The sequence below is a fragment of the Pseudomonas sp. ZS1P83 genome (genome assembly GCF_054897825.1).
The window spans coordinates 867,501-887,919 of record NZ_CM142706.1; the positions used below are offsets into that span (position 1 = coordinate 867,501).

A 20,419-nucleotide genomic window follows, 5' to 3' on the forward strand; every position below is an offset into this window, starting at 1 on the left:
ATTGCGACTTTGGGCGAGCAATGCGTAGGACTTCGGACTATTATCAGTGCGAAGTGGCTACAGAATTTTGGCCACTCGGCACTACCCTGAAGGGGGCACCATGAAAGAGAAAATCCAAAACTGGCTGCACGACTTGGGTGTCGCACTCGGTTTGATCGAACCGCCTCTGCAACCTGTGCCCATTCGCACTGACGACGAACAACGCCGACGCCAGCAGCGCCGCCGGTAAGCCTTTGGCTCACAGGCTCGAACCTGGCAAATCACCTGTGGCGAGGGAGCTCGCTCCCGCTGGGCCGCGAAGCGGCCCCATTGCCGCCAAGGTGTGTCAGTTAGAACGCTCAGGCAGGTTTCGAGCGGGAGCAAGCTCCCTCGCCACAGGAACTGTGTGTGTACTCGCCAAAGGGGGGTGTTTTTGACAACCCGTCTCAACGCCGCCCGATTTCGATCAAAAACCGACTCAAGTCATTCGCCGTCCTGGCGGTCTTGAGCATCTGATCTTCCTCCGCCGTAAACGCCGTCAAACCCAGTTCATCTTCCAGATGGAAGATCAGCTCTTCGATATCTTCTTTATCCAATCCCAATTGCGCCAGGCTGGCGTTGTCGTCGAAGTCATCCTGACCCTCCAGCAGGCGGCTGATGAAGCGATGCACGACGGCACGGACGGCAGCTCTTTTCATGGTCATTCTTCGAGGGCGTTATTGTTGTTGTCCCTGGGTCTGAGTACAGCAGGCTTCAGGCGTGCAAGCGCTGCCACTCGTCAATCATCGTGCGCAAATGCTCCCCGGAAAAACTCCCGAAATGCCCGCCATGCACCGTGCGGATAGGCAACTCGCGCAAACGCTGCAGGCTGCGGGCGTAGTCGTCGAGGTTGGAGTGGTAGGCGTCTTCGATCAGCGGCCCGTCGTAGATGATGTCGCCGCTGAACAGGGTCTCGGTCGCCGCTTCGTACAGGCTGATGCCGCCCGGTGAATGCCCCGGCGTGTGCAGCACTTGTAGCGTGCGGTTGCCCAGATCCAGCACGTCGCCTTCTTCGATCAACCGGGTGGCTGGGGCCGCTTTGACCCGGTACTCGGCATAGCACAACGGGCAGTCAGGGTGAGCCTCGAACATCTCGTCACCGACAAAAGCCTTGCTCAGTGTGTTCTCGCCGTCCGGCGACGCGAGGATTTGTGCTTCGGCCGGATGTACCAGGCGTTCGGGGAATTCGTGATGGCCGGCGATGTGGTCGAAATGGCAATGACTCGCCACGGCTACCAGCGGCCGCTCGGTGATCCACGGCAGTTGCTCGCGCAGGCTGACCAGCCCGGAACCGCTGTCGAGCAACAAGTCCTTGTCGCGGCCTTGGATGTGCCAGAGGTTGCAGCGATAGAAGGGGCGGATGTAAGGCTCGTGAATCAGGCGGATGCCGTCGCTGAGCTGTTTGACCTCGAACCACTGATCGCGGCTGACGATCTTCATAAGCAGTTTCCTTCAGACGAAAAAAACGGGTGTGGCAACCGACGCCACACCCGTCGAAGAAAGCATCAAGTCGTTATGTTCAGCTTAGGCGGCGCTGGCCACCGTGGCAGGACGACGGGACAGCAAGCTGACCACGACGAAACTCACCAGACCCACGCCGAGGCTGTAGTAGATCGGGGTGTTGGCATCCAGACCGTCCTTGAACATGAACACCAGAGCAGTGGCGAAGCCCATGCCCATGCTGGCGATGGCGCCGGCGGTGGTGGCGCGTTTCCAGAAAATTGCACCGATCAGCGGGATCAGCATGCCACCCACTAACAGGTTGTACGCCAGGGTCAGCGCGCTGATCACATCGTTGACTACCAGTGCGATCCCAAGTACCACGATGCCAGTCAACAGGGTGAATAGGCGGTTGATGCCCAGGCTCGACTGTTTACCTCCGCGCAGTTTCGGCAGCAGGTCTTCGGTCAGGGTGGTGGACGCGGCGAGCAAGCCGGCGCTGGCGGTGGACATCATGGCGGCCAGGGCAGCAGCGATCACCAGACCACGAATACCGTCCGGCAGGGACAGTTTGACGATGGCGGCGAAGGCGTTGTTGACGTTGTCCAAGTCCGGGATCAGCACGTGAGCGGCCATGCCGATCAGGGCGCAGGCCAGTCCGTAAAGGATGCAGTAGAAGCCTGCGAATGTACCGGCGACCTGAGCCACTTTGGCGCTCTTGACGGTGAACACACGCTGCCAGATGTCTTGGCCGATCAGGATCCCGAAGAAGTAGATCATGAAGTAGGTGATGATGGTGTCCCAGCCAATCGCTGTGAAGCTGAAGGCGCTCGCCGGCAGTTTCAGCACCAACTCATCCCAGCCGCCGACGCGGTACAGACAGATTGGCAACAGGATGAACATCAAGCCCACGGTTTTGATCACGAACTGGACGATGTCGGTCAGGGTCAGGGACCACATGCCGCCGATCGCGGAGTAGATCACCACCACGCCACCGCCGAGCAATACCGACAGCCAGAACGGCAGGCCGAACAGCACTTGCAGCACGGTGCCAATGGCCAGGATCGAGACCACGCCGATCATCAGCGCATACGCCAGCATGATCACCGCGCTCGCGGAGCGGGCCATCGGGTTGTAGCGTTTTTCCAGCACCTGGGTAACGGTGTAGATCTTGAGTTTCAGCAGCGGTTTGGCGAGGAACAGGTTCAGCGCCACGATCCCGCAACCGAGGGCCGCGCAGAGCCAGAAACCGGAGATGCCATGGACGTAGCCCAGACGCACGGTGCCGACAGTGGACGCACCACCCAGAACGGTAGCGGCCATGGTGCCCATGTACAGGGTAGGGCCGAGGTTACGCCCGGCGACCAAGTAGTCTTCGTTGGTCTTGGCCTTGCGCATGCCGAAGTAGCCGAGTACCAGCATCGCGGCGGCGTAAATGAGAACGACGAATAAATCCAATGCCATGATGGCGTGTCTCCGATTGTCTTTTTTATGGTGAGGCTGAAAAGCAAACTTTGTAGGCGCAAGGCTTGCCCGCGAAGGAGGCGCCGCGGTCCATCAGGCCGACCGCGTGATCGTTCTTCGCGGGCAAGTCTCGCTCCTACACCATCGCCGGTTTAGCGAGCGAATCGGTGCCCTTGCTGCGTGGATCGTTTGGTCCGAACACCGCTGCCGATTCCGGGAACAGGGTCAGTAGCGCCAGGTACACCAGCGAGGCCAGGCCCAGGGTGACCGGCAGGCTGATGTCGATACCGCCAGCCAGATTGCCCAACGGCCCCACAAACTGCCCCGGCAGGTTCACGAAGCACAAACCGACCGCTGCACTCGGGATCCAGGCACCCAGGCCACGCCAGTTCCAGCCATGCGTGAACCAGTAACGACCACCTTTCTCGCCGCGGGTGAACACTTGCAGGTCATCCGGGCAGTAGAAGCCGCGACGCACCAGCAGACCGATGATCATGATCACCATCCACGGGGTGGTGCAGGTGATGATCAGCACGGCGAAGGTCGACACGCTCTGCACCAGGTTCGCGGCAAAGCGCCCGATGAAGATGAAGGCAATCGACATCACGCCGATCAGCAGCGTTGCCTTGACCCGCGACAGCACACGAGGGAACACGCTGGACATGTCCAGCCCGGTGCCATAGAGCGAGGTGGTGCCGGTGGACATGCCGCCGATCACTGCGATCAGGCACACCGGCAGGAAGAACCAGCTCGGCGAGACAGCCAGCAGACCACCCACGTAGTTGTTGGCTGCGATGTAGTCCGGTGCCTTGATCGCCACGATGGTTGCGGTGCTCAGGCCGAACAGGAACGGGATGAAGGTGGCGATCTGCGAGATCACCACGGCGGCCATGATCCGGCGCTTGGAGGTGTCACGCGGGATGTAGCGCGACCAGTCACCGAGGAACGCCCCGAAGGAAATCGGGTTGCTCATCGCCACCAGCGCAGCGCCGATGAAGGCCGCCCAGAAACCCGGTTGACCCATGCTGACGGTGCCGGCGTAGTTCACATCGAAAGGGCCGGCGAAGGCGAAGATGCCCAGCAGGAACAACAGGCTGGCACTCCACACCGCGATCTTGTTGACCCACAACAGGAAGCGAAAACCGTAGATGCAAACCGTCAGCACCAGAATCGCGAACAGGCCGTAGGCCAGGCCCAGGGTCAGGTCGGTTTCTGGAAGACCGATCAGGCGTTTAGCGCCACCGATCAACGCATCACCCGAACTCCACACCGAGAGCGAGAAGAAGGCGATGGCGGTCAACAGCGACAGAAACGAACCGACAATTCGCCCGTGAACGCCAAAGTGCGCACCGGAAGACACGGCGTTGTTAGTGCCATTGATCGGGCCGAACAGGCCCATTGGCGCGAGGATCAGCGAGCCCAGCAGCACACCGAGCACAATCGCCCAGACGCCCGCCTGAAAAGACAGGCCGAACAGTACCGGGAAACTGCCGAGCACGGCGGTGGCAAAGGTGTTGGAACCACCGAAGATCATCCGGAACAAGTCCGTGGGGCCTGCGGTGCGTTCGCTGTCCGGGATCTGTTCGACCCCGTAGGTTTCAATGTGCGTAAGGCTTTGGTCTTTGTTGTTGTTATTCATGATCAGCTCCGATCATAAAGGCGCGCTCATCGTGTGTGAGCGTCACCTGTTTGGCTAAGGGGGTGGCAGCCCTTCCGGCATCGCGGACAAATGTTCGTGGCAGGCCTGCCATAGGCCTTGTTGTTCTTGGCCAGACGCTTGTTTCTTGAAAACAATCGTCTCGCGCTCCTGGCTGAAGTGTTGCTCCCCTTGCATGCGCAGCTCGGTGGCGACGTCATGGATGAAAATCGCCACGTCACCCTGCAGGCTGACGAAGGCGTTGCTCGAGGTGCAAGAAAGCACCTCGAAGCCATCCTTCGAGCGCCAGGTGTCCCACAACGCCTGATAGGCATCGCGCGACAGCAGGGGCTGCTCGAGGGTGTAGAACACGAAGCTGGCGTCGGCGCTGAACGCGCCGAAGTAAGCTTCGCGATCGTTACCGGCAAAGGCTGACACCAGATCGGCGGCAGCTTTCAATACCTGATCACGTTCGTTCATGACCGATCCTCAGCGGTGGGTCACGCCAGGCAGTACGCAGAGCATTTCGTACAGCAAGTTGGCGGCCAGCAGCGAGGTGTTGCCGGTGGTGTCGTAAGCGGGCGAGACTTCTACCAGATCGCAACCGATCAGGTCGAGGCCTTGGCAGCCGCGAATGATCTCAATCGCCTGAATGGTCGTCAGACCACCGATTTCCGGGGTGCCGGTGCCTGGCGCCCACGCTGGATCAATGCCGTCGATGTCGAAACTCAGGTACACCGGGCCGCCGCCGACTTTCTCGCGAACTTCGGCCATCAGTGGTGCCAGGGATTTGTGCCAGCACTCTTCAGCCTGAACCACACGGAAGCCCTGTTTACGGCTCCAGTTGAAGTCTTCGGAGGTGTAACCCTGAGCGCGCAGACCGATTTGCACCACGCGATCGCAGTCGATCAGGCCTTCTTCGGCTGCGCGACGGAAGGTGGTGCCGTGGGCGATTTTCTCGCCGAACATGTGATCGTTCACATCGGCGTGAGCATCGATGTGCACCAGACCGACCTTGCCGTGCTTCTTATGAATCGCACGCAGGATGGGCAGGGTGATGGTGTGGTCGCCGCCCAGGGTCAGGGGGATCACGTTGTGTTCGAGGATGGCGTCGTAGGACTCTTCGATGATCCGTACGGCGTCCAGCAGGTTGAACGTGTTGATCGCCACGTCACCGATGTCAGCGACCGACAGCGAGTCGAACGGTGCCGCGCCGGTGGCCATGTTGTACGGGCGGATCATGACCGATTCAGCGCGGATTTCGCGAGGTCCGAAACGGGTGCCAGGGCGCAGAGACGTGCCGATGTCCAGAGGGACGCCAACGAAGGCAGCATCCAGACCGGCAGCGGTTGGCAAGTGGGGAAGTCGCATCATGGTGGCGATGCCGCCGAAGCGCGGCATTTCGTTGCCGCCCAGTGGTTGGTGAAGAATCTTGTCCACGGGTTCAGGCCTCATCTTTTTTATATTAAGAGCTGTATTAGGGGCCGATTCTGCGAAATGTAGTGGGCGGGAAGAATCGCTACGGGCAAATACTTAGTTCAGATTTTTCTAAACTAATGGCGACGGCAGCGATAGACTTCTCCGTATGATCGTTCCCACGCTCTGCGTGGGAATGCATCCACGGACGCTCCGCGTCCCGCTCTTTTGTGCATGTGACGCAGAGCGTCACAGGCTGCATTCCCACGCAGAGCGTGGGAACGATCGATGGAGGCCCCATGGCCAACGCGTTACCCGACCTGAAACTGTTGCGCATCTTCGTCAGCGTGGTTCGCCATCAGGGGTTTGCCAGCGCGCAGCAAGAGCTCAACCTCTCGACCTCGGCCATCAGCACCTACATGAGCCAGCTCGAAGCCGCCCTCGGCCTGGTCCTCTGCCATCGAGGCCGTGGTGGTTTCAGCCTGACCAGCAAGGGCGAGCTGTTCCACCAGGAAACCCTGCGCCTGCTCGGTGAACTCGAAGGCTTCGAGCAATACGCCGCCGCCCTCAAAGGCGAACTGCGCGGCACCCTGAATCTGGGGGTGATCGACTCCACCGTCAGTGACAAGGCCTTGCCCTTCGCCGAAGCCATCGGCGCCTACAGTCAGGAACACCCGGCCGTGCATTTGCACCTGTCGGTCATGAGCCCTTACGAACTGCAACTCGGCGTGCAAGACAACCGTCTCGACCTGGCCATCGGTGCGTTCTCCACGCGCATGAGCGGTCTGGTGTACATGCCGCTCTACCGCGAACAACACTGGTTGTATTGCAGCAGTCGTCATCCGCTGTTCACCGAGCGGCGCATTCCCGAGCAGGTCATTACCCAGCAGCGTATGGTCGGCCGCGGTTACTGGAGTCAGGCCGAACTGGCCCGTCACGGCTTCAAGCACAGCGCCGCGACCGTGGAAAGTATGGAAGCCCAGCTGATTCTGGTGCTGTCCGGTGCCTACATTGGCTACCTGCCGGAGCACTACGCCCAGGCGTGGGCGGACAAGGGTGATTTGCGGGTGCTGCTGCCGGCGACCTTCGGCTATCAGGCGCCGTTCTCGATGATCGTGCGCCGTGGCCGCAGCCGCGAGCCGCTGATCCAGACCTTCCGCGACCTGCTTAAAGCGCAACTGAATCAGGCCGCTTAAAGGAAAAACAAGTGATGTCCAGAATCCAATGTCCACGCTGCCTGCGTCCGCAAACCCATTGCCTGTGCCCACTGATCCCGAGCCTCGACAGCCGCACTCGGGTGTTGCTGTTGCAGCATCCCAGTGAAGTGAACCATGCGCTGAACACCGCGCGGTTGGCGGCGTTGGGGTTGAGGAATGCCGAATTGATTGTGGGCGAAGTGTTCGAGGATTTGCCGGCTTTGTTGAACCGGCCGGGCTATCAGGCGCGACTGCTGTTTCCTGCCGATGATGCGCAGCCGTTGCAGACTTACGCCGCCAATGATCAACCGTTATTGCTGGTCGTTCCGGACGGCACCTGGCGCAAGGCGCGCAAGCTGCTGCACCTCAATCCGTTGTTGGCGGCGTTGCCGAGGGTGACGTTGGCGGAGGGCGGGGTGTCGAGGTATCGATTGCGCAAGGCACCGGGGCCGGGTGCGTTGTCGACGGTGGAAGCGATTGTTCAGGCGTTGCAAACACTTGAAGCACCGACCACTTTCGAGCCATTGCTACGGCCGTTCGAAGCCTTGATCGAGGGACAGATTGCGGCGATGGGGGAGGAGACCTACCAGAAGAATCATGGACAATGATCGTTCCCACGCTCTGCGTGGGAATGCCGCCCGGGACGCTCCGCGTCCCTTCACAAGCGTGACGCAGAGCGTCACAGGATGCATTCCCACGCGGAGCGTGGGAACGATCAGAGGCTAACGTTCGCGCATCGCCTCGGTCCGGGCTTTCAGCACCGGTTTGAGCAGGTAATCCAACACACTCTTCTCCCCGGTAATGATATCCACCGTCGCCACCATCCCCGGAATAATCAGCAACGGCTTCACATCCCCGCCCAAATGGTTTTTATCCGTCCGTACCTGAATCAGATAGAAGCTGTTGCCCTTGTCATCGGTAATAGTGTCCGCCCCGATCAGCTCAAGCTTGGCGCTCAGTCCGCCATAAATCGTGTAGTCGTAAGCACTGAACTTGACCATGGCTTTTTGACCTGGATGCAGGAACGCGACGTCCTGTGGCCGGACCTTGGCTTCGATCAGCAAGTTGTCTTCCAGCGGCACGATTTCCACCATGTCGCTGCCCGGCTGAACCACGCCGCCGATGGTATTGACCTTCAGCACTTTGATAATCCCGTGAACCGGCGACACCACGGTGGTGCGGGTCACTCGGTCATCGATAGCAATGCTCGATGCCGTAATTTTCGACAGGTCGGTGCGTTTTTCATTCAGCTCTTTCGCGGCATCGGAACGGAAGGATTGTTCCGACTCATCAATCTTGCTTTTGATCTCATTGATCGCCGATTCCGCACGGGGAATCGCCAGCGTCGTCGCGTTCAATGAGCCGCGAATCTCCACCGCGCTGCGTTTGAGTCGCAAAATTTCCACTGGCGAAACCGCCCCACTGCCCACCAGCGGCGCGGACATGTTCATCTCTTGTTGCAGCAACGCCAGGCTTGAACTGAATTGGCCCTGTTTGGAGCGGAACTCCGCCAGTTCCTGGGTTTTCTGCCGAAGTTGCTCACTCAGCGTGCGCTGTTCGCTCGCCAATCGACGCTGCCGTTGTTCGTGCAGCGAGCGTTCGTCCTCGGCCACTTGCGGCGCCTTGGCGATCACTTCGGGGGACAGCTTGAACGGCCGGCCTTCAGCCTCGGCCGACAGCCGTTCAACCTGCGCGGTCAACGCATAACGATCCGCTTCGCTCTCGCCCTTGTTCGACAGAAACCGGGTGTCATCCAGGCGCAGCAACGTGTCGCCCTTGTTCACCATTTGCCCTTCGCGAACGAAGATCTCAGTGACGATGCCGCCTTCCAGGTTCTGGATCACTTGGACTTTGCTCGACGGAATCGCCTTGCCTTCGCCCATGGTCACCTCCTGCAGCACCGCAAACTTGGCCCAGACCACAGCCGTAATAATCAGCGCTGCCGCCAGCCACACGGTGATCCGCGACCAGCGCGGGGAATCCTGCAACGAGGCACCGGCGGTTTCCGGCATGAATTCGCTTTCGGCGCTTTTTCTGAAACTGCCGAAGTAGCCCCGGTCTTGTGACGTGTCGGATGATGAACGGGCCATGGGTGTCTCCTAGACAGCCGCAGAGCCGACACGGCCCTTGCGCAGTGCATCGATGACCACTTCTTTCGGACCGTCGGCGACGATCCGCCCGTTGTCCAGCACCACCAGCCGATCCACCAGGCTGAGCATCGAGGTGCGGTGGGTCACCAGCAGCAGGGTTTTGCCCTGCACCCAGCCGTGGAGTTTTTGCCGCAGAACGTCTTCGCTGCTGTTGTCCATGGCGCTGGTGGGTTCGTCGAGCAACATGATCGGCGGATCCAGCAATAACGCGCGAGCCAGCAAGACCGCCTGACGTTGCCCGCCGGACAGTAGTTGTCCGCGTTCACCCACTGGCCGGTCGAAGCCTTGCGGATGCTGACGAGCCAGTTCGGTGACGCCGGTCAGCTCGGCGACTTCGAGCATCCGTGAGTCGCTGATGTAGCGGGCACCGAGGGTCAGGTTGTCGCGCAGGCTGCCGGCCAACAGCGGCAGGTCATGGGCGACGTAACCGATTTGCTGGCGCAGGTCGGCGACGTCCAGCTGCCGTAAGTCCAGGCCATCGAGCAGCAACTGGCCCTCTTCCGGTGCGTAGAACCCCATCACCAGCCGCGCCAACGTACTTTTCCCCGAGCCGCTGCGGCCGATGATGCCGATCCGCTCGCCGGGTTTCACGCTGAAGCTGATGTTGGCCAGGGCGGGAGCGTTCTGGCCGTTGTAGTGAAACGTCACGCTGCTGACGTCCAGTGCACCTTGCAGTTGTGTGCGCTCCAGCGGCCGTTGTTTGGCGTCTCGTTCCTGCGGCAAGGACATCAGCGCGTCGGTGCTTTTCATCGTCAGTTGCGCTTGCTGATAGCGAGTGATCAAACCGGCAATCTGCCCCAGCGGCGCGAGCACCCGGCTGCCGAGCATGTAGGTCGCCACCAGCGCGCCGACGCTGAGGTTGCCGGCGATGATGCTGTAGACCCCGGCGATGATGGTCGCCATGCCGGAGAATTGCTGAATGAAAAGCGTGCCGTTGGTGGCCAGCGCCGAGAGGTTGCGTGCATGGCTGTCGAGACGGGTGAGGGCGCCGTGGGTGCTTTCCCATCTGTGCTGGCGTTCGCTTTCGGCGCTGCAGGCCTTGAGGGTTTCCAGGCCACCGAGGGTTTCAATCAGCAGCGCCTGGCGCTCGGCACCCAGGGTCAGACTTTTTTGCACGGTGTCGCGCAGGCGCACCTGAATCACCATCGCGAAGAGGATCGTGATCGGAAATGCCAGCAGCGGAATCACCACCAGCCAGCCGCCTAGCAGGCCGATCACCACCAGCATCAGCACGGCAAAGGGCAGGTCGATCAGGCTGGTCAGCGTCACCGCGGTGAGGAATTCCCGCAGGCCCTGGAAGTCGTGAATGCTTTGGGCAAAACCACCGATGGTCGCCGGCCGGGCTTTCATCGCCATGCCGGTGATGCGCTCAAATAACGTCGCGGAAAGGATCACATCGGTTTTCTTCCCGGCGGAGTCCAGCAAGTGCGCGCGAACCACCCGCAGCGCAAGTTCGAAACCGGTGCCGATCAGCAAGCCGATGGACAGCACCCACAAGGTCGACGTGGCCTGGTTCGGCACCACCCGGTCGTAGGTCTGCATCACGAACAGCGGCACCATCAACCCCAGCAGGTTGATCAAAAAACTCGCCAGAATCGCGTCGCTGTACAACCACTTCGACAGCTTCAAGGTGTCGCGAAACCACGCCTCAACCCGCGGCACCAGCGGTGAGCGCAAGTCTTCAAGTTCATGCCGTGGCCGGGCGAACAAGGCCTGGCCGCTGTAATTCTCGGCCAGCTCGTCCGTGCTGACCCATTGTTCACCGCCGTCGGCTTCGCTGGGCAGAATCAGCAACTGACCGTCATCGCCGAAGCGTCGCAGAATGGCGGTACGGCCGTTGTTGAGGATCAGCATCACAGGCAGGTTGAGGGCGCAAATGTCCGCGAGTTCACGACGCAACAATCGCGCCTGCAAACTGGCCCGAGCCGCTGCGCGAGGCAGCAGGTCCAGGCTCATGCGTTGCTTGTTCAGGGGAAGCCCGGCACTCAGGCTGGCTCGGCTGACCGTCGCGCCGTGGAGTTTGCAGAGGATCAACAGACCGTCCAGAAGCGGGTCATCGAAGCTCAGGCGCGGATCGACACCGATGTTGCCGGATTCCATGCTGGTCACATTGATCTCTCCACAGGTCTACTTCAGTTCAGGCAAACGGGCTTCGTTTTTTACTTCCGTGGACGCAATCGCATCGGCGGGCAACACCACCCGTTGTTTGCTCAGCAACTGACCCATGTTCGCCAGCACGCGGTACATCGAGTACTCCTCGGTGTAGCGCACTTCTGTGTAGCGGCGGTTGGCGTTGTAGAGCTCGTTTTCACTGTCCAGCAAATCGAGCAGGGTGCGTTGGCCGAGGCCGAACTGGTCCTGATACGCCACGCGTACGCGTCGGCTGGTATCCGCGTATTCGCGGGCGGTCGGGGTTTGTTTCTTGGCATTGACCATGGCGTTCCAGGCCAGGTGAATGTTCTCGTTGAGTTGGCGCAGGGCATTGTTGCGGATGTCCATCGCCTGGTTGATCTGATGCGCATCGGAGGCCAGGCGAGCCTTGTCACTGCCACCGCGGAACAGGTTGTAGTTCATCACCACACCGACTCGCCATTCGTTGTCGTGGCCTTTATCGCCCTGCACGTTGTTGTTTGCACCCACGGCGGCTTCGGCGTCGAAACGAGGGTAGAACGGCGACTTGGCCACTTCGTACTGGCTCTCGGCCGATTGCACATCGGCCTGGGCAGATTTCAGGTACGGGTTGTTTTCCACCATGCTTTGCTGGGCTTCCTGCAGGGTGGCGGGCAGCTCGCCTCGGGTCGAGGGCGGTGCTTCGAGTTCATCAGGCATGCGCCCCACGACGGCGTGGAAGTTCGACTCGGCATCCGCCAGATCGACTTCAGCGGTATCGAGGTTGTTTTGCGCCAGTGCCCGGCGTGCGACGGACTGGTCGGCGTCGGCGTTGCTGCCAATACCACGCTGGGTGCGCAGACCAATCTGATCGTTGACCCGCAGGTGAGCTTGCAGGTTGTTCGTGGCCAGGGTCACCAGTTCGCGGCGCTTGAGCACTTCGAGGTAGACCTCGATGGTGCGCAGGGCCAGATCCTGAGCGGTGCCCTGAGCGTAATAGGCCCGGGAATTGACCACGCCTTTGGTGCGCTGAACTTCGTTGGCAGTGTTGAAACCATCGAAAAGCATCTGCCGCAGGCGCAATTCCGATTGGGTATAGGTCAGGATTTCGGTGTGGTGATTGCCAAATGCCCGGGTGCTGGTGTTATCGCTGTACCCGCGCCCGTAGGCGGCATTCAGATCAACCGATGGATAAAAGCCCCCTTTGGCGACTTTAACTTGCTCATCGGCCGAGAGGCGGCTGTCCACACGCGACGCCAGCTCCGGGTGGGTCGCGATGGTGCTCTGGATCGCCTCCGTCAATGACATGGCTTGGGCCTGAGAAGTGCAGGCCATCGCCAGCAGAATTGCGCTGCATAGGGGGGTTAATACGCGCATGGGTGCCTCTCCCTGAATCCTAATGGTGCTTATCATTCGCCAAATATTTGACGACATTTGTAGTGAAAACCGTTTCACTCTTGTAACAACAGAGCTAAGAACATTTTAGAGAGAACCTAAGAAGTATTTCTCATAAGACTTATGCCAAAAAAAACTTATGCGCCCTGCTAAATCCAGCACATTGTTCACTGCGAAAGCCCTTGATTTAGGAGCGTTAGGGAGCTCTGCAGGGTTTGAGGAAAGTTTCAATCCACATATCGACATAGGGCGGGGAAGTGCTGGAGGGGAGGGAAGCGAACGATCTGTAGGTGACGGTTTTTTGTCACTCTGATGGATCAAGATCGTTACGCATCGCTCGGAGGGCAAGTTGTTGCGCAAGTGGATCCCGATGCCATTGATTGCATAGGGTTTTATCCCGCAGCAGACACGTCGCCCGCGAGCGGCAGGCTTGGCGAGAACGGCGCCAGGGCAGCGGCTTACTTCAAGTAACCACTGCCTGCAGACGATCCGCCAGGCAACCCGTTTGAGCCATGAGCACGTACTTCGCAAAAACAGGGTGCCGACAGCGGTTGGCAGCGGAGGAAGTGCACATGGCTACGCTCATTGGTATCGTCAGTAAGGTTATTGGTCAGGTGTTCGCGGTCGCGAGCGATGGCACCCGACGCGCGCTGGTCGAGGGGGATCGATTGTTCGCCGGTGATCAGCTAGTCACCGGGGCCGAAGGCGCGGTGGCGGTGCATCTGCAAAATGGCCAGGAACTGACCCTCGGGCGTGATAGCAGTCTGGAGATGACGCCTCAGTTACTCGCGCATCAGGCGCCCCCTGTAGACACCGCTGAAGCGGTGACGCCGACTGAGGCGCAATTGACCGATGTCGAACAACTGCAAAAAGCGATCGCTGCCGGTGACGACCCGACCCAGACCGCTGAAGCCACGGCGGCCGGACCTGGCTCGACCGGCGCACCCGGTGATGCACTGGGCGGCGGCCACAGTTTCGTCATGCTCGAAGAGGTGGGGGGGCGGGTCGATCCGACCATTGGTTTTCCTACCGCCGGCTTCAACGGCATTCCCGAATTTCCCCTCGAACGTCTGGCCGGTGACCCGGACAACGGCGATAACGGTGCAGGCGGTGCAGGCGGTGCAGGCGGTGCAGGAGGTGCAGGCGGTGCAGGCGGTGCAGGCGGTGCAGGCGGTGCAGGAGGTGCAGGAGGCACAGGCGATCTTCCTGTGGCACCGGTTGTTCCTGACGTGCCGAACAATCCCGTCACCCTCACCGGCCTATCGGTGGCGGGGGGCGAACTGACCCTCAATGAGGCCAACCTGGCCGACGGTTCAGCCCCCAACCCTGGGGCGCTGACCAAGACCGGTACGTTCAGCGTGTCTGCTCCCGATGGGCTGAGCAGCCTGAGCATTGGTGGGATCAATGTCATCAGCGGTGGCGTTGCCGCAGGCTTCCCGCAGTCGATCACCACCCCGTTGGGCAACACCCTGACCGTCACCGGCTACAACCCGGCCACGGGGGTTGTGAGTTACAGCTACACCCTCAACGACAATGAAACCCATCCAACCGGTGACGGCGCCAACAGCATTACCGAGAATTTCGACGTCGTCGCCACCGATACAGATGGCAGTACGGCGACCGGGCAAATCAACGTCAACATCGTCGATGACCTGCCGACCGCCCATGCCGACACGGCCTCGGTAGCGGAGGGCGGTATCATCAGCGGCAACGTGCTGTGGAACGACGTCGGCGGTGCCGATGGCCCTGCGGCAGGGGGTGGGGTGGTCGGCGTGCGCGCCGGTTCAGACACCTCGACTTCGGCCATCGGCGGCCTGAACAGCCAGATCAATGGCACCTACGGCTACCTGACGCTGGACGCCAACGGCAACGCTGAATACCACAGCAACCCCAACGCCGTGAACGGCCCCGGTGCGAGCGACACGTTCACCTACACCTTGCGCGATGCCGACGGTGACGAAAGCACTACCACCATCACCATCGACGTGAACAACAGCTACATCAAAGCGGTCAGCGACCACGACGTGACCGTGTATGAAAAAGCCCTCGACCTGAACAAGGACGGCCAGGATCTGGCGGCCGGGACCGTTACCGGCAGCCAACCGGGGAATACCGGCGAAACCGCCAGCGGCACCCTGGTCGGCGCCGTCACCGGTGCCACCGGTGCGATCACCTACACGCTGGTCGGCAGCGCCACGGGCAACTACGGGCAAATCCTGCTCAACCCCAACGGCACCTACACCTACACCCTGACCTCGCCGGCCAGCACCACGCCGCACGCGAACGACGGGCCGAACACCCTCAGCGAAAGCTTCACTTACAAAGCCACCGATGCCCTGGGCAACAGCACCACCAGCACGATCGTGGTCAACATCGTCGATGACCTGCCGACCGCCCATGCCGACACGGCCTCGGTAGCGGAGGGCGGCATCATCAGCGGCAACGTGCTGTGGAACGACGTCGGCGGTGCCGATGGCCCTGCGGCAGGGGGTGGGGTGGTCGGCGTGCGCGCCGGTTCAGACACCTCGACTTCGGCCATCGGCGGCCTGAACAGCCAGATCAATGGCACCTACGGCTACCTGACGCTGGATGCGGCGGGCAACGCGGTCTACCACAGCAACCCCAACGCCGTGAATGGCCCCGGTGCGAGCGACACGTTCACCTACACCTTGCGCGATGCCGACGGTGACGAAAGCACTACCACCATCACCATCGACGTGATCAACAGTTTCATCAAAGCGGTCAGCGACCACGACGCGACCGTGTACGAAAAAGCCCTCGACCTGAACAAGGACGGCCAGGATCTGTCGGCCGGGACCGTCACCGGCAGCCAACCGGGGAATACCGGCGAAACCGCCAGCGGCACCCTGGTCGGCTCCGTCACCGGTGCCACTGGTGCGATCACCTACACGCTGGTCGGCAGCGCCACGGGCAACTACGGGCAAATCCTGCTCAACCCCAATGGCACCTACACCTACACCCTGACCTCGCCGGCCAGCACCACGCCGCACGCGAACGACGGGCCGAACACCCTCAGCGAAAGCTTCACTTACAAAGCCACCGATGCCCTGGGCAACAGCACCACCAGCACGATCGTGGTCAACATCGTCGATGACCTGCCGACCGCCCATGCCGACACGGCCTCGGTAGCGGAGGGCGGCATCATCAGCGGCAACGTGCTGTGGAACGACGTCGGCGGTGCCGATGGCCCTGCGGCAGGGGGTGGGGTGGTCGGCGTGCGCGCCGGTTCAGACACCTCGACTTCGGCCATCGGCGGCCTGAACAGCCAGATCAATGGCACCTACGGCTACCTGACGCTGGATGCGGCGGGCAACGCGGTCTACCACAGCAACCCCAACGCCGTGAATGGCCCCGGTGCGAGCGACACGTTCACCTACACCTTGCGCGATGCCGACGGTGACGAAAGCACTACCACCATCACCATCGACGTGATCAACAGTTTCATCAAAGCGGTCAGCGACCACGACGCGACCGTGTACGAAAAAGCCCTCGACCTGAACAAGGACGGCCAGGATCTGTCGGCCGGGACCGTCACCGGCAGCCAACCGGGGAATACCGGCGAAACCGCCAGCGGCACCCTGGTCGGCTCCGTCACCGGTGCCACTGGTGCGATCACCTACACGCTGGTCGGCAGCGCCACGGGCAACTACGGGCAAATCCTGCTCAACCCCAATGGCACCTACACCTACACCCTGACCTCGCCGGCCAGCACCACGCCGCACACGAACGACGGGCCGAACACCCTCAGCGAAAGCTTCACTTACAAAGCCACCGATGCCCTGGGCAACAGCACCACCAGCACGATCGTGGTCAACATCGTCGATGACCTGCCGACCGCCCATGCCGACACGGCCTCGGTAGCGGAGGGCGGTATCATCAGCGGCAACGTGCTGTGGAACGACGTCGGCGGCGCCGATGGCCCTGCGGCAGGGGGTGGGGTGGTCGGCGTGCGCGCCGGTTCAGACACCTCGACTTCGGCCATCGGCGGCCTGAACAGCCAGATCAATGGCACCTACGGCTACCTGACGCTGGATGCGGCGGGCAACGCGGTCTACCACAGCAACCCCAACGCCGTGAATGGCCCCGGTGCGAGCGACACGTTCACCTACACCTTGCGCGATGCCGACGGTGACGAAAGCACTACCACCATCACCATCGACGTGATCAACAGTTGCATCAAAGCGGTCAGCGACCACGACGCGACCGTGTACGAAAAAGCCCTCGACCTGAACAAGGACGGCCAGGATCTGGCGGCCGGGACCGTTACCGGCAGCCAACCGGGGAATACCGGCGAAACCGCCAGCGGCACCCTGGTCGGCGCCGTCACCGGTGCCACCGGTGCGATCACCTACACGCTGGTCGGCAGCGCCACGGGCAACTACGGGCAAATCCTGCTCAACCCCAACGGCACCTACACCTACACCCTGACCTCGCCGGCCAGCACCACGCCGCACGCGAACGACGGGCCGAACACCCTCAGCGAAAGCTTCACTTACAAAGCCACCGATGCCCTGGGCAACAGCACCACCAGCACGATCGTGGTCAACATCGTCGATGACCTGCCGACCGCCCATGCCGACACGGCCTCGGTAGCGGAGGGCGGTATCATCAGCGGCAACGTGCTGTGGAACGACGTCGGCGGTGCCGATGGCCCTGCGGCAGGGGGTGGGGTGGTCGGCGTGCGCGCCGGTTCAGACACCTCGACTTCGGCCATCGGCGGCCTGAACAGCCAGATCAATGGCACCTACGGCTACCTGACGCTGGATGCGGCGGGCAACGCGGTCTACCACAGCAACCCCAACGCCGTGAACGGCCCCGGTGCGAGCGACACGTTCACCTACACCTTGCGCGATGCCGACGGTGACGAAAGCACTACCACCATCACCATCGACGTGATCAACAGTTGCATCAAAGCGGTCAGCGACCACGACGCGACCGTGTACGAAAAAGCCCTCGACCTGAACAAGGACGGCCAGGATCTGGCGGCCGGGACCGTCACCGGCAGCCAGCCAGGCAGCACGGTCGAAACCGCCAGTGGCACTCTGGTCGGCTCCGTCACGGGTGCCACCGGCGCAATCACTTACACGCTGGTCGGCAGCGCCACGGGAACCTACGGCCAAATCCTGCTCAATTCCAACGGCACCTACACCTACACGCTGACGTCGGCGCCAAGCACCACGCCGCACGCCGACGATGGCTGGAACACCCTCAGCGAAAGTTTCACCTACAAAGCCACTGACGCCTTGGGCCATTCCACCACCAGCACCATCGTGGTCAACATCGTCGATGACGTGCCGACCGCCACCCGCGACGCGACCTCGGTGGCGGAGGGCGGCATCGTCAGTGGCAACGTGCTGTGGAACGACGTCGGCGGCGCCGATGGTCTCGCCGCAGGGGGTGGGGTGGTCGGCGTGCGCGCCGGTTCAGACACCTCGACCTCGGCCATCGGCGGCCTGAACAGCCAGATCAATGGCACCTACGGCTACCTGACGCTGGATGCGGCGGGCAACGCGGTCTACCACAGCAACCCGAACGCCGTGAATGGCCCCGGTGCGAGCGACATGTTCACCTACACCTTGCGCGATGCCGACGGTGATGAAAGCACCACCACCATCACCATCGACGTGAACAACAGCTGCATCAGAGCGGTCAGCGACACCGACGGCGACCTGGCCAGCTCTACGTTGACGGTCATTTCGAATGCGCCACCGGTGGCGGTCGATGACCACGTCATCACCAACGTGCTGTCGGGCAATGTCGTGGTGCCGGGCGAGTTGTTGCTGGCCAATGACACCGATCCCAATGGCGATCCTCTGACCGCTTCGCCGACCACCGTCAACACCGGTTGGATCTCAAAAGGTGCGGACTTCACCGGCACCGGGGCGATCAACTTCAGCGGCATCAGCAGCAACAACGTGGCGAACCAGGCCTTGGCGAATGTGCGGAGCGCCTTTGCCGGCAACGCTGCGACCATGACTGCGCTGCTGGTGGTCAGCGGTTATCTGGGCGCCGTCACCACTAACAATGACAACGATGAGGACCGCATCACCGTCAACTTGAAACAGGGTGAAACCCTTAACCTGGATCACAACCTGGCGGGGGGGCACATCGTGATGGAGTACTCCGTCAACGGTGGCGCTTTCATTGCCATCGCCGACGGCCAGACCATCACCGCAGCGTCGGACGGCACGTACCAGATCCACGTCACCAACATCGACAACGATGGTCCGGGCAACAGCGGGAAGGGGGCGGAAAACTACCAGCTGACCATGACCGTCAACTACGCCGGGGCCCACGATGTCACCCCGGACTACCACGGCACCTACACCGCCAACGACAGCCATGGCGGCAGCGATAGCGCCGCCGTGACCATCACCTATCAGGACGGCCATACCCTCACTGGGACGGCGGGCGATGATGTACTGGTGGCGGGCACCGGTAACAACGTGATCAATGCCGGCGACGGCAACGACGTGCTCACCGCAGGTTCCGGCAATAACGAGTTGCACGGCGGCGCCGGCAATGACTTGCTGTTCAGCGGCGCGGGTAACGACCTGCTCGACGGCGGTACCGGCGTCGACACGGCGAACTATGCCCACGCCACCGCCGGCGTCACCGTCGATCTGAGCCTGCTTACCCCGCAGAACACAGTGGGCGCCGGGACCGACACCTTGGCGGCAATCGAAAACCTGACTGGCTCGAACTTCAACGACTCTCTCACTGGCGACAACCACAACAACATCATCAACGGCGGCCTGGGTAACGACATGCTCAACGGCGGGGGCGGCGATGACTTCCTGATTGGCGGTCTGGGCAACAACACCCTCACCGGCGGCAGCGGCGCCGACACCTTCCAGTGGCTCAAAGGCAACAGCGGCCACGACGTGGTCACCGACTTCACGCCGGGCACCGACAAACTCGACCTGTCGCAACTGCTGCAAGGGGAAAACGGCACCACGGCGTCGCTGGATGACTACCTGCACTTCAAAGTCAGCGGCAGCGGGGCGTCACTGGTCACCAGCATTGACGTCAGCGCCATGGCCGGTGCGGCGCCGAACCAGACCATCGACCTGGCGGGTGTGAACCTGGCCAGCCATTACGGCGTAACGCCGGGGGCGGGTGGGGTGATTGCCGGTGGCCACGATACGGCGACCATCATCAACGGGATGCTCAATGACCATTCGTTGAAGGTAGATACCGTGTGAGCTGAGGGCTGAAACGACAAAACCCGCCATTCCTGTGGAAAGGGAACGGCGGGTTTTTTGTTTATACATCCGTCACCCTAACCCTCTCACAGAGGGAGGGGGAGTGACCATGCGAGGCTCAAGTTATGAAACACACTCAAGAACCTGAGTTCGATGCGATTTTTCAGGTCGATGTAACTCGACCAACGACTCGGTCAGTTCCCTCGCGCCATGGGGAGAGGGTTAGGGTGAGGGGAAGGTTCCAGATGACGAAACCCAGACGTCCTAACCCACCTACTCCCGCACATCAATATTATCCAGTGCCCGATTCACTGCCAGCTCAGCCAGCATAATGATTTGCTGAATCGCTAATGCCGTATTTCCACTTTC

General features: G+C 61.3%; 13 protein-coding genes and 1 pseudogene. 4 read left to right on the forward strand and 10 right to left on the reverse strand.

The genetic code is table 11. From position 1 onward, the window contains the following. Positions 1 to 100: 100 nt before the first annotated feature. The gene (locus ACYZT0_RS04230; RefSeq protein ID WP_007914492.1) at positions 101 to 229 is read left to right on the forward strand and encodes a PA1414 family protein; all 129 of its coding nucleotides are present in this window, start codon (positions 101 to 103) and stop codon (positions 227 to 229) included. A 196-nt stretch (positions 230 to 425) separates the two neighbouring features. Here the strand turns inward: ACYZT0_RS04230 and ACYZT0_RS04235 are convergent, their stop codons facing one another. From ACYZT0_RS04235 to speB, 6 genes are all read right to left on the reverse strand, one after another. Continuing rightward, complete coding sequence (locus ACYZT0_RS04235) at positions 426 to 677, reverse strand: acyl carrier protein (RefSeq protein WP_462044760.1); 252 nt, start codon at positions 675 to 677, stop codon at positions 426 to 428. A gap of 55 nt (positions 678 to 732) precedes the next feature. After that, positions 733 to 1,458: an MBL fold metallo-hydrolase gene (locus ACYZT0_RS04240; protein WP_462044761.1), complete on the reverse strand. Its 726-nt coding sequence runs from the start codon at positions 1,456 to 1,458 to the stop codon at positions 733 to 735. A gap of 84 nt (positions 1,459 to 1,542) precedes the next feature. Then, positions 1,543 to 2,922 (reverse strand): sodium:solute symporter family protein, encoded by a 1,380-nt coding sequence (locus ACYZT0_RS04245; protein WP_462044762.1) that lies wholly within the window; start codon positions 2,920 to 2,922, stop codon positions 1,543 to 1,545. Positions 2,923 to 3,058: 136 nt separating this feature from the next. Next, positions 3,059 to 4,561: a purine-cytosine permease family protein gene (locus tag ACYZT0_RS04250; RefSeq protein WP_462044763.1), complete on the reverse strand. Its 1,503-nt coding sequence runs from the start codon at positions 4,559 to 4,561 to the stop codon at positions 3,059 to 3,061. Between the two features lie 54 nt (positions 4,562 to 4,615). Continuing rightward, complete coding sequence (locus ACYZT0_RS04255; protein WP_462044764.1) at positions 4,616 to 5,038, reverse strand: YybH family protein; 423 nt, start codon at positions 5,036 to 5,038, stop codon at positions 4,616 to 4,618. A gap of 9 nt (positions 5,039 to 5,047) precedes the next feature. Next, entirely contained in the window at positions 5,048 to 5,998 is a 951-nt protein-coding gene (speB, locus tag ACYZT0_RS04260; RefSeq protein ID WP_462044765.1) for an agmatinase, read from the reverse strand. A gap of 275 nt (positions 5,999 to 6,273) precedes the next feature. On the opposite strand from speB, the gene ACYZT0_RS04265 reads away from it, so the two are divergent. Continuing rightward, positions 6,274 to 7,170: a LysR family transcriptional regulator gene (locus tag ACYZT0_RS04265; RefSeq protein WP_201119066.1), complete on the forward strand. Its 897-nt coding sequence runs from the start codon at positions 6,274 to 6,276 to the stop codon at positions 7,168 to 7,170. 14 nt (positions 7,171 to 7,184) lie between these two features. After that, positions 7,185 to 7,778 (forward strand): tRNA-uridine aminocarboxypropyltransferase, encoded by a 594-nt coding sequence (locus ACYZT0_RS04270; protein ID WP_462044766.1) that lies wholly within the window; start codon positions 7,185 to 7,187, stop codon positions 7,776 to 7,778. A gap of 114 nt (positions 7,779 to 7,892) precedes the next feature. Here ACYZT0_RS04270 and ACYZT0_RS04275 read toward each other — a convergent pair whose 3' ends face one another. Genes ACYZT0_RS04275 through ACYZT0_RS04285 form a run of 3 tightly spaced genes read right to left on the reverse strand, consistent with a single transcriptional unit; the run spans position 7,893 to position 12,806 of the window. Continuing rightward, positions 7,893 to 9,260: an HlyD family type I secretion periplasmic adaptor subunit gene (locus tag ACYZT0_RS04275; protein WP_462044767.1), complete on the reverse strand. Its 1,368-nt coding sequence runs from the start codon at positions 9,258 to 9,260 to the stop codon at positions 7,893 to 7,895. A gap of 9 nt (positions 9,261 to 9,269) precedes the next feature. Continuing rightward, entirely contained in the window at positions 9,270 to 11,429 is a 2,160-nt protein-coding gene (locus ACYZT0_RS04280; protein ID WP_462044768.1) for a type I secretion system permease/ATPase, read from the reverse strand. Positions 11,430 to 11,447: 18 nt separating this feature from the next. After that, positions 11,448 to 12,806 carry a TolC family outer membrane protein gene (locus ACYZT0_RS04285; RefSeq protein WP_462044769.1) on the reverse strand — a complete coding sequence of 453 codons (1,359 nt, stop codon included), beginning with the start codon at positions 12,804 to 12,806 and terminating at the stop codon, positions 11,448 to 11,450. 590 nt (positions 12,807 to 13,396) lie between these two features. Between ACYZT0_RS04285 and ACYZT0_RS04290 the strand changes: the two genes are divergently transcribed. After that, complete coding sequence (locus tag ACYZT0_RS04290; RefSeq protein ID WP_462044770.1) at positions 13,397 to 20,050, forward strand: retention module-containing protein; 6,654 nt, start codon at positions 13,397 to 13,399, stop codon at positions 20,048 to 20,050. Positions 20,051 to 20,323: 273 nt separating this feature from the next. On the opposite strand, the pseudogene ACYZT0_RS04295 reads toward ACYZT0_RS04290, so the two are convergent. Further along, positions 20,324 to 20,410 (reverse strand): annotated as a pseudogene (locus ACYZT0_RS04295) (DUF6124 family protein); the annotation flags it as partial. Between the last annotated feature and the right edge of the window lie 9 nt (positions 20,411 to 20,419).

What these genes read in the sequence shown, in the direction of transcription:
- ACYZT0_RS04230 (WP_007914492.1), top strand. Translation starts at nt 101, where the DNA reads ATGAAAGAGAAAATCCAAAACTGGCTGCACGACTTGGGTGTCGCACTC.
- ACYZT0_RS04235 (WP_462044760.1), bottom strand. Translation starts at nt 677, where the DNA reads ATGAAAAGAGCTGCCGTCCGTGCCGTCGTGCATCGCTTCATCAGCCGC.
- ACYZT0_RS04240 (WP_462044761.1), bottom strand. Translation starts at nt 1,458, where the DNA reads ATGAAGATCGTCAGCCGCGATCAGTGGTTCGAGGTCAAACAGCTCAGC.
- ACYZT0_RS04245 (WP_462044762.1), bottom strand. Translation starts at nt 2,922, where the DNA reads ATGGCATTGGATTTATTCGTCGTTCTCATTTACGCCGCCGCGATGCTG.
- ACYZT0_RS04250 (WP_462044763.1), bottom strand. Translation starts at nt 4,561, where the DNA reads ATGAATAACAACAACAAAGACCAAAGCCTTACGCACATTGAAACCTAC.
- ACYZT0_RS04255 (WP_462044764.1), bottom strand. Translation starts at nt 5,038, where the DNA reads ATGAACGAACGTGATCAGGTATTGAAAGCTGCCGCCGATCTGGTGTCA.
- ACYZT0_RS04265 (WP_201119066.1), top strand. Translation starts at nt 6,274, where the DNA reads ATGGCCAACGCGTTACCCGACCTGAAACTGTTGCGCATCTTCGTCAGC.
- ACYZT0_RS04270 (WP_462044766.1), top strand. Translation starts at nt 7,185, where the DNA reads ATGTCCAGAATCCAATGTCCACGCTGCCTGCGTCCGCAAACCCATTGC.
- ACYZT0_RS04275 (WP_462044767.1), bottom strand. Translation starts at nt 9,260, where the DNA reads ATGGCCCGTTCATCATCCGACACGTCACAAGACCGGGGCTACTTCGGC.
- ACYZT0_RS04285 (WP_462044769.1), bottom strand. Translation starts at nt 12,806, where the DNA reads ATGCGCGTATTAACCCCCCTATGCAGCGCAATTCTGCTGGCGATGGCC.
- ACYZT0_RS04290 (WP_462044770.1), top strand. Translation starts at nt 13,397, where the DNA reads ATGGCTACGCTCATTGGTATCGTCAGTAAGGTTATTGGTCAGGTGTTC.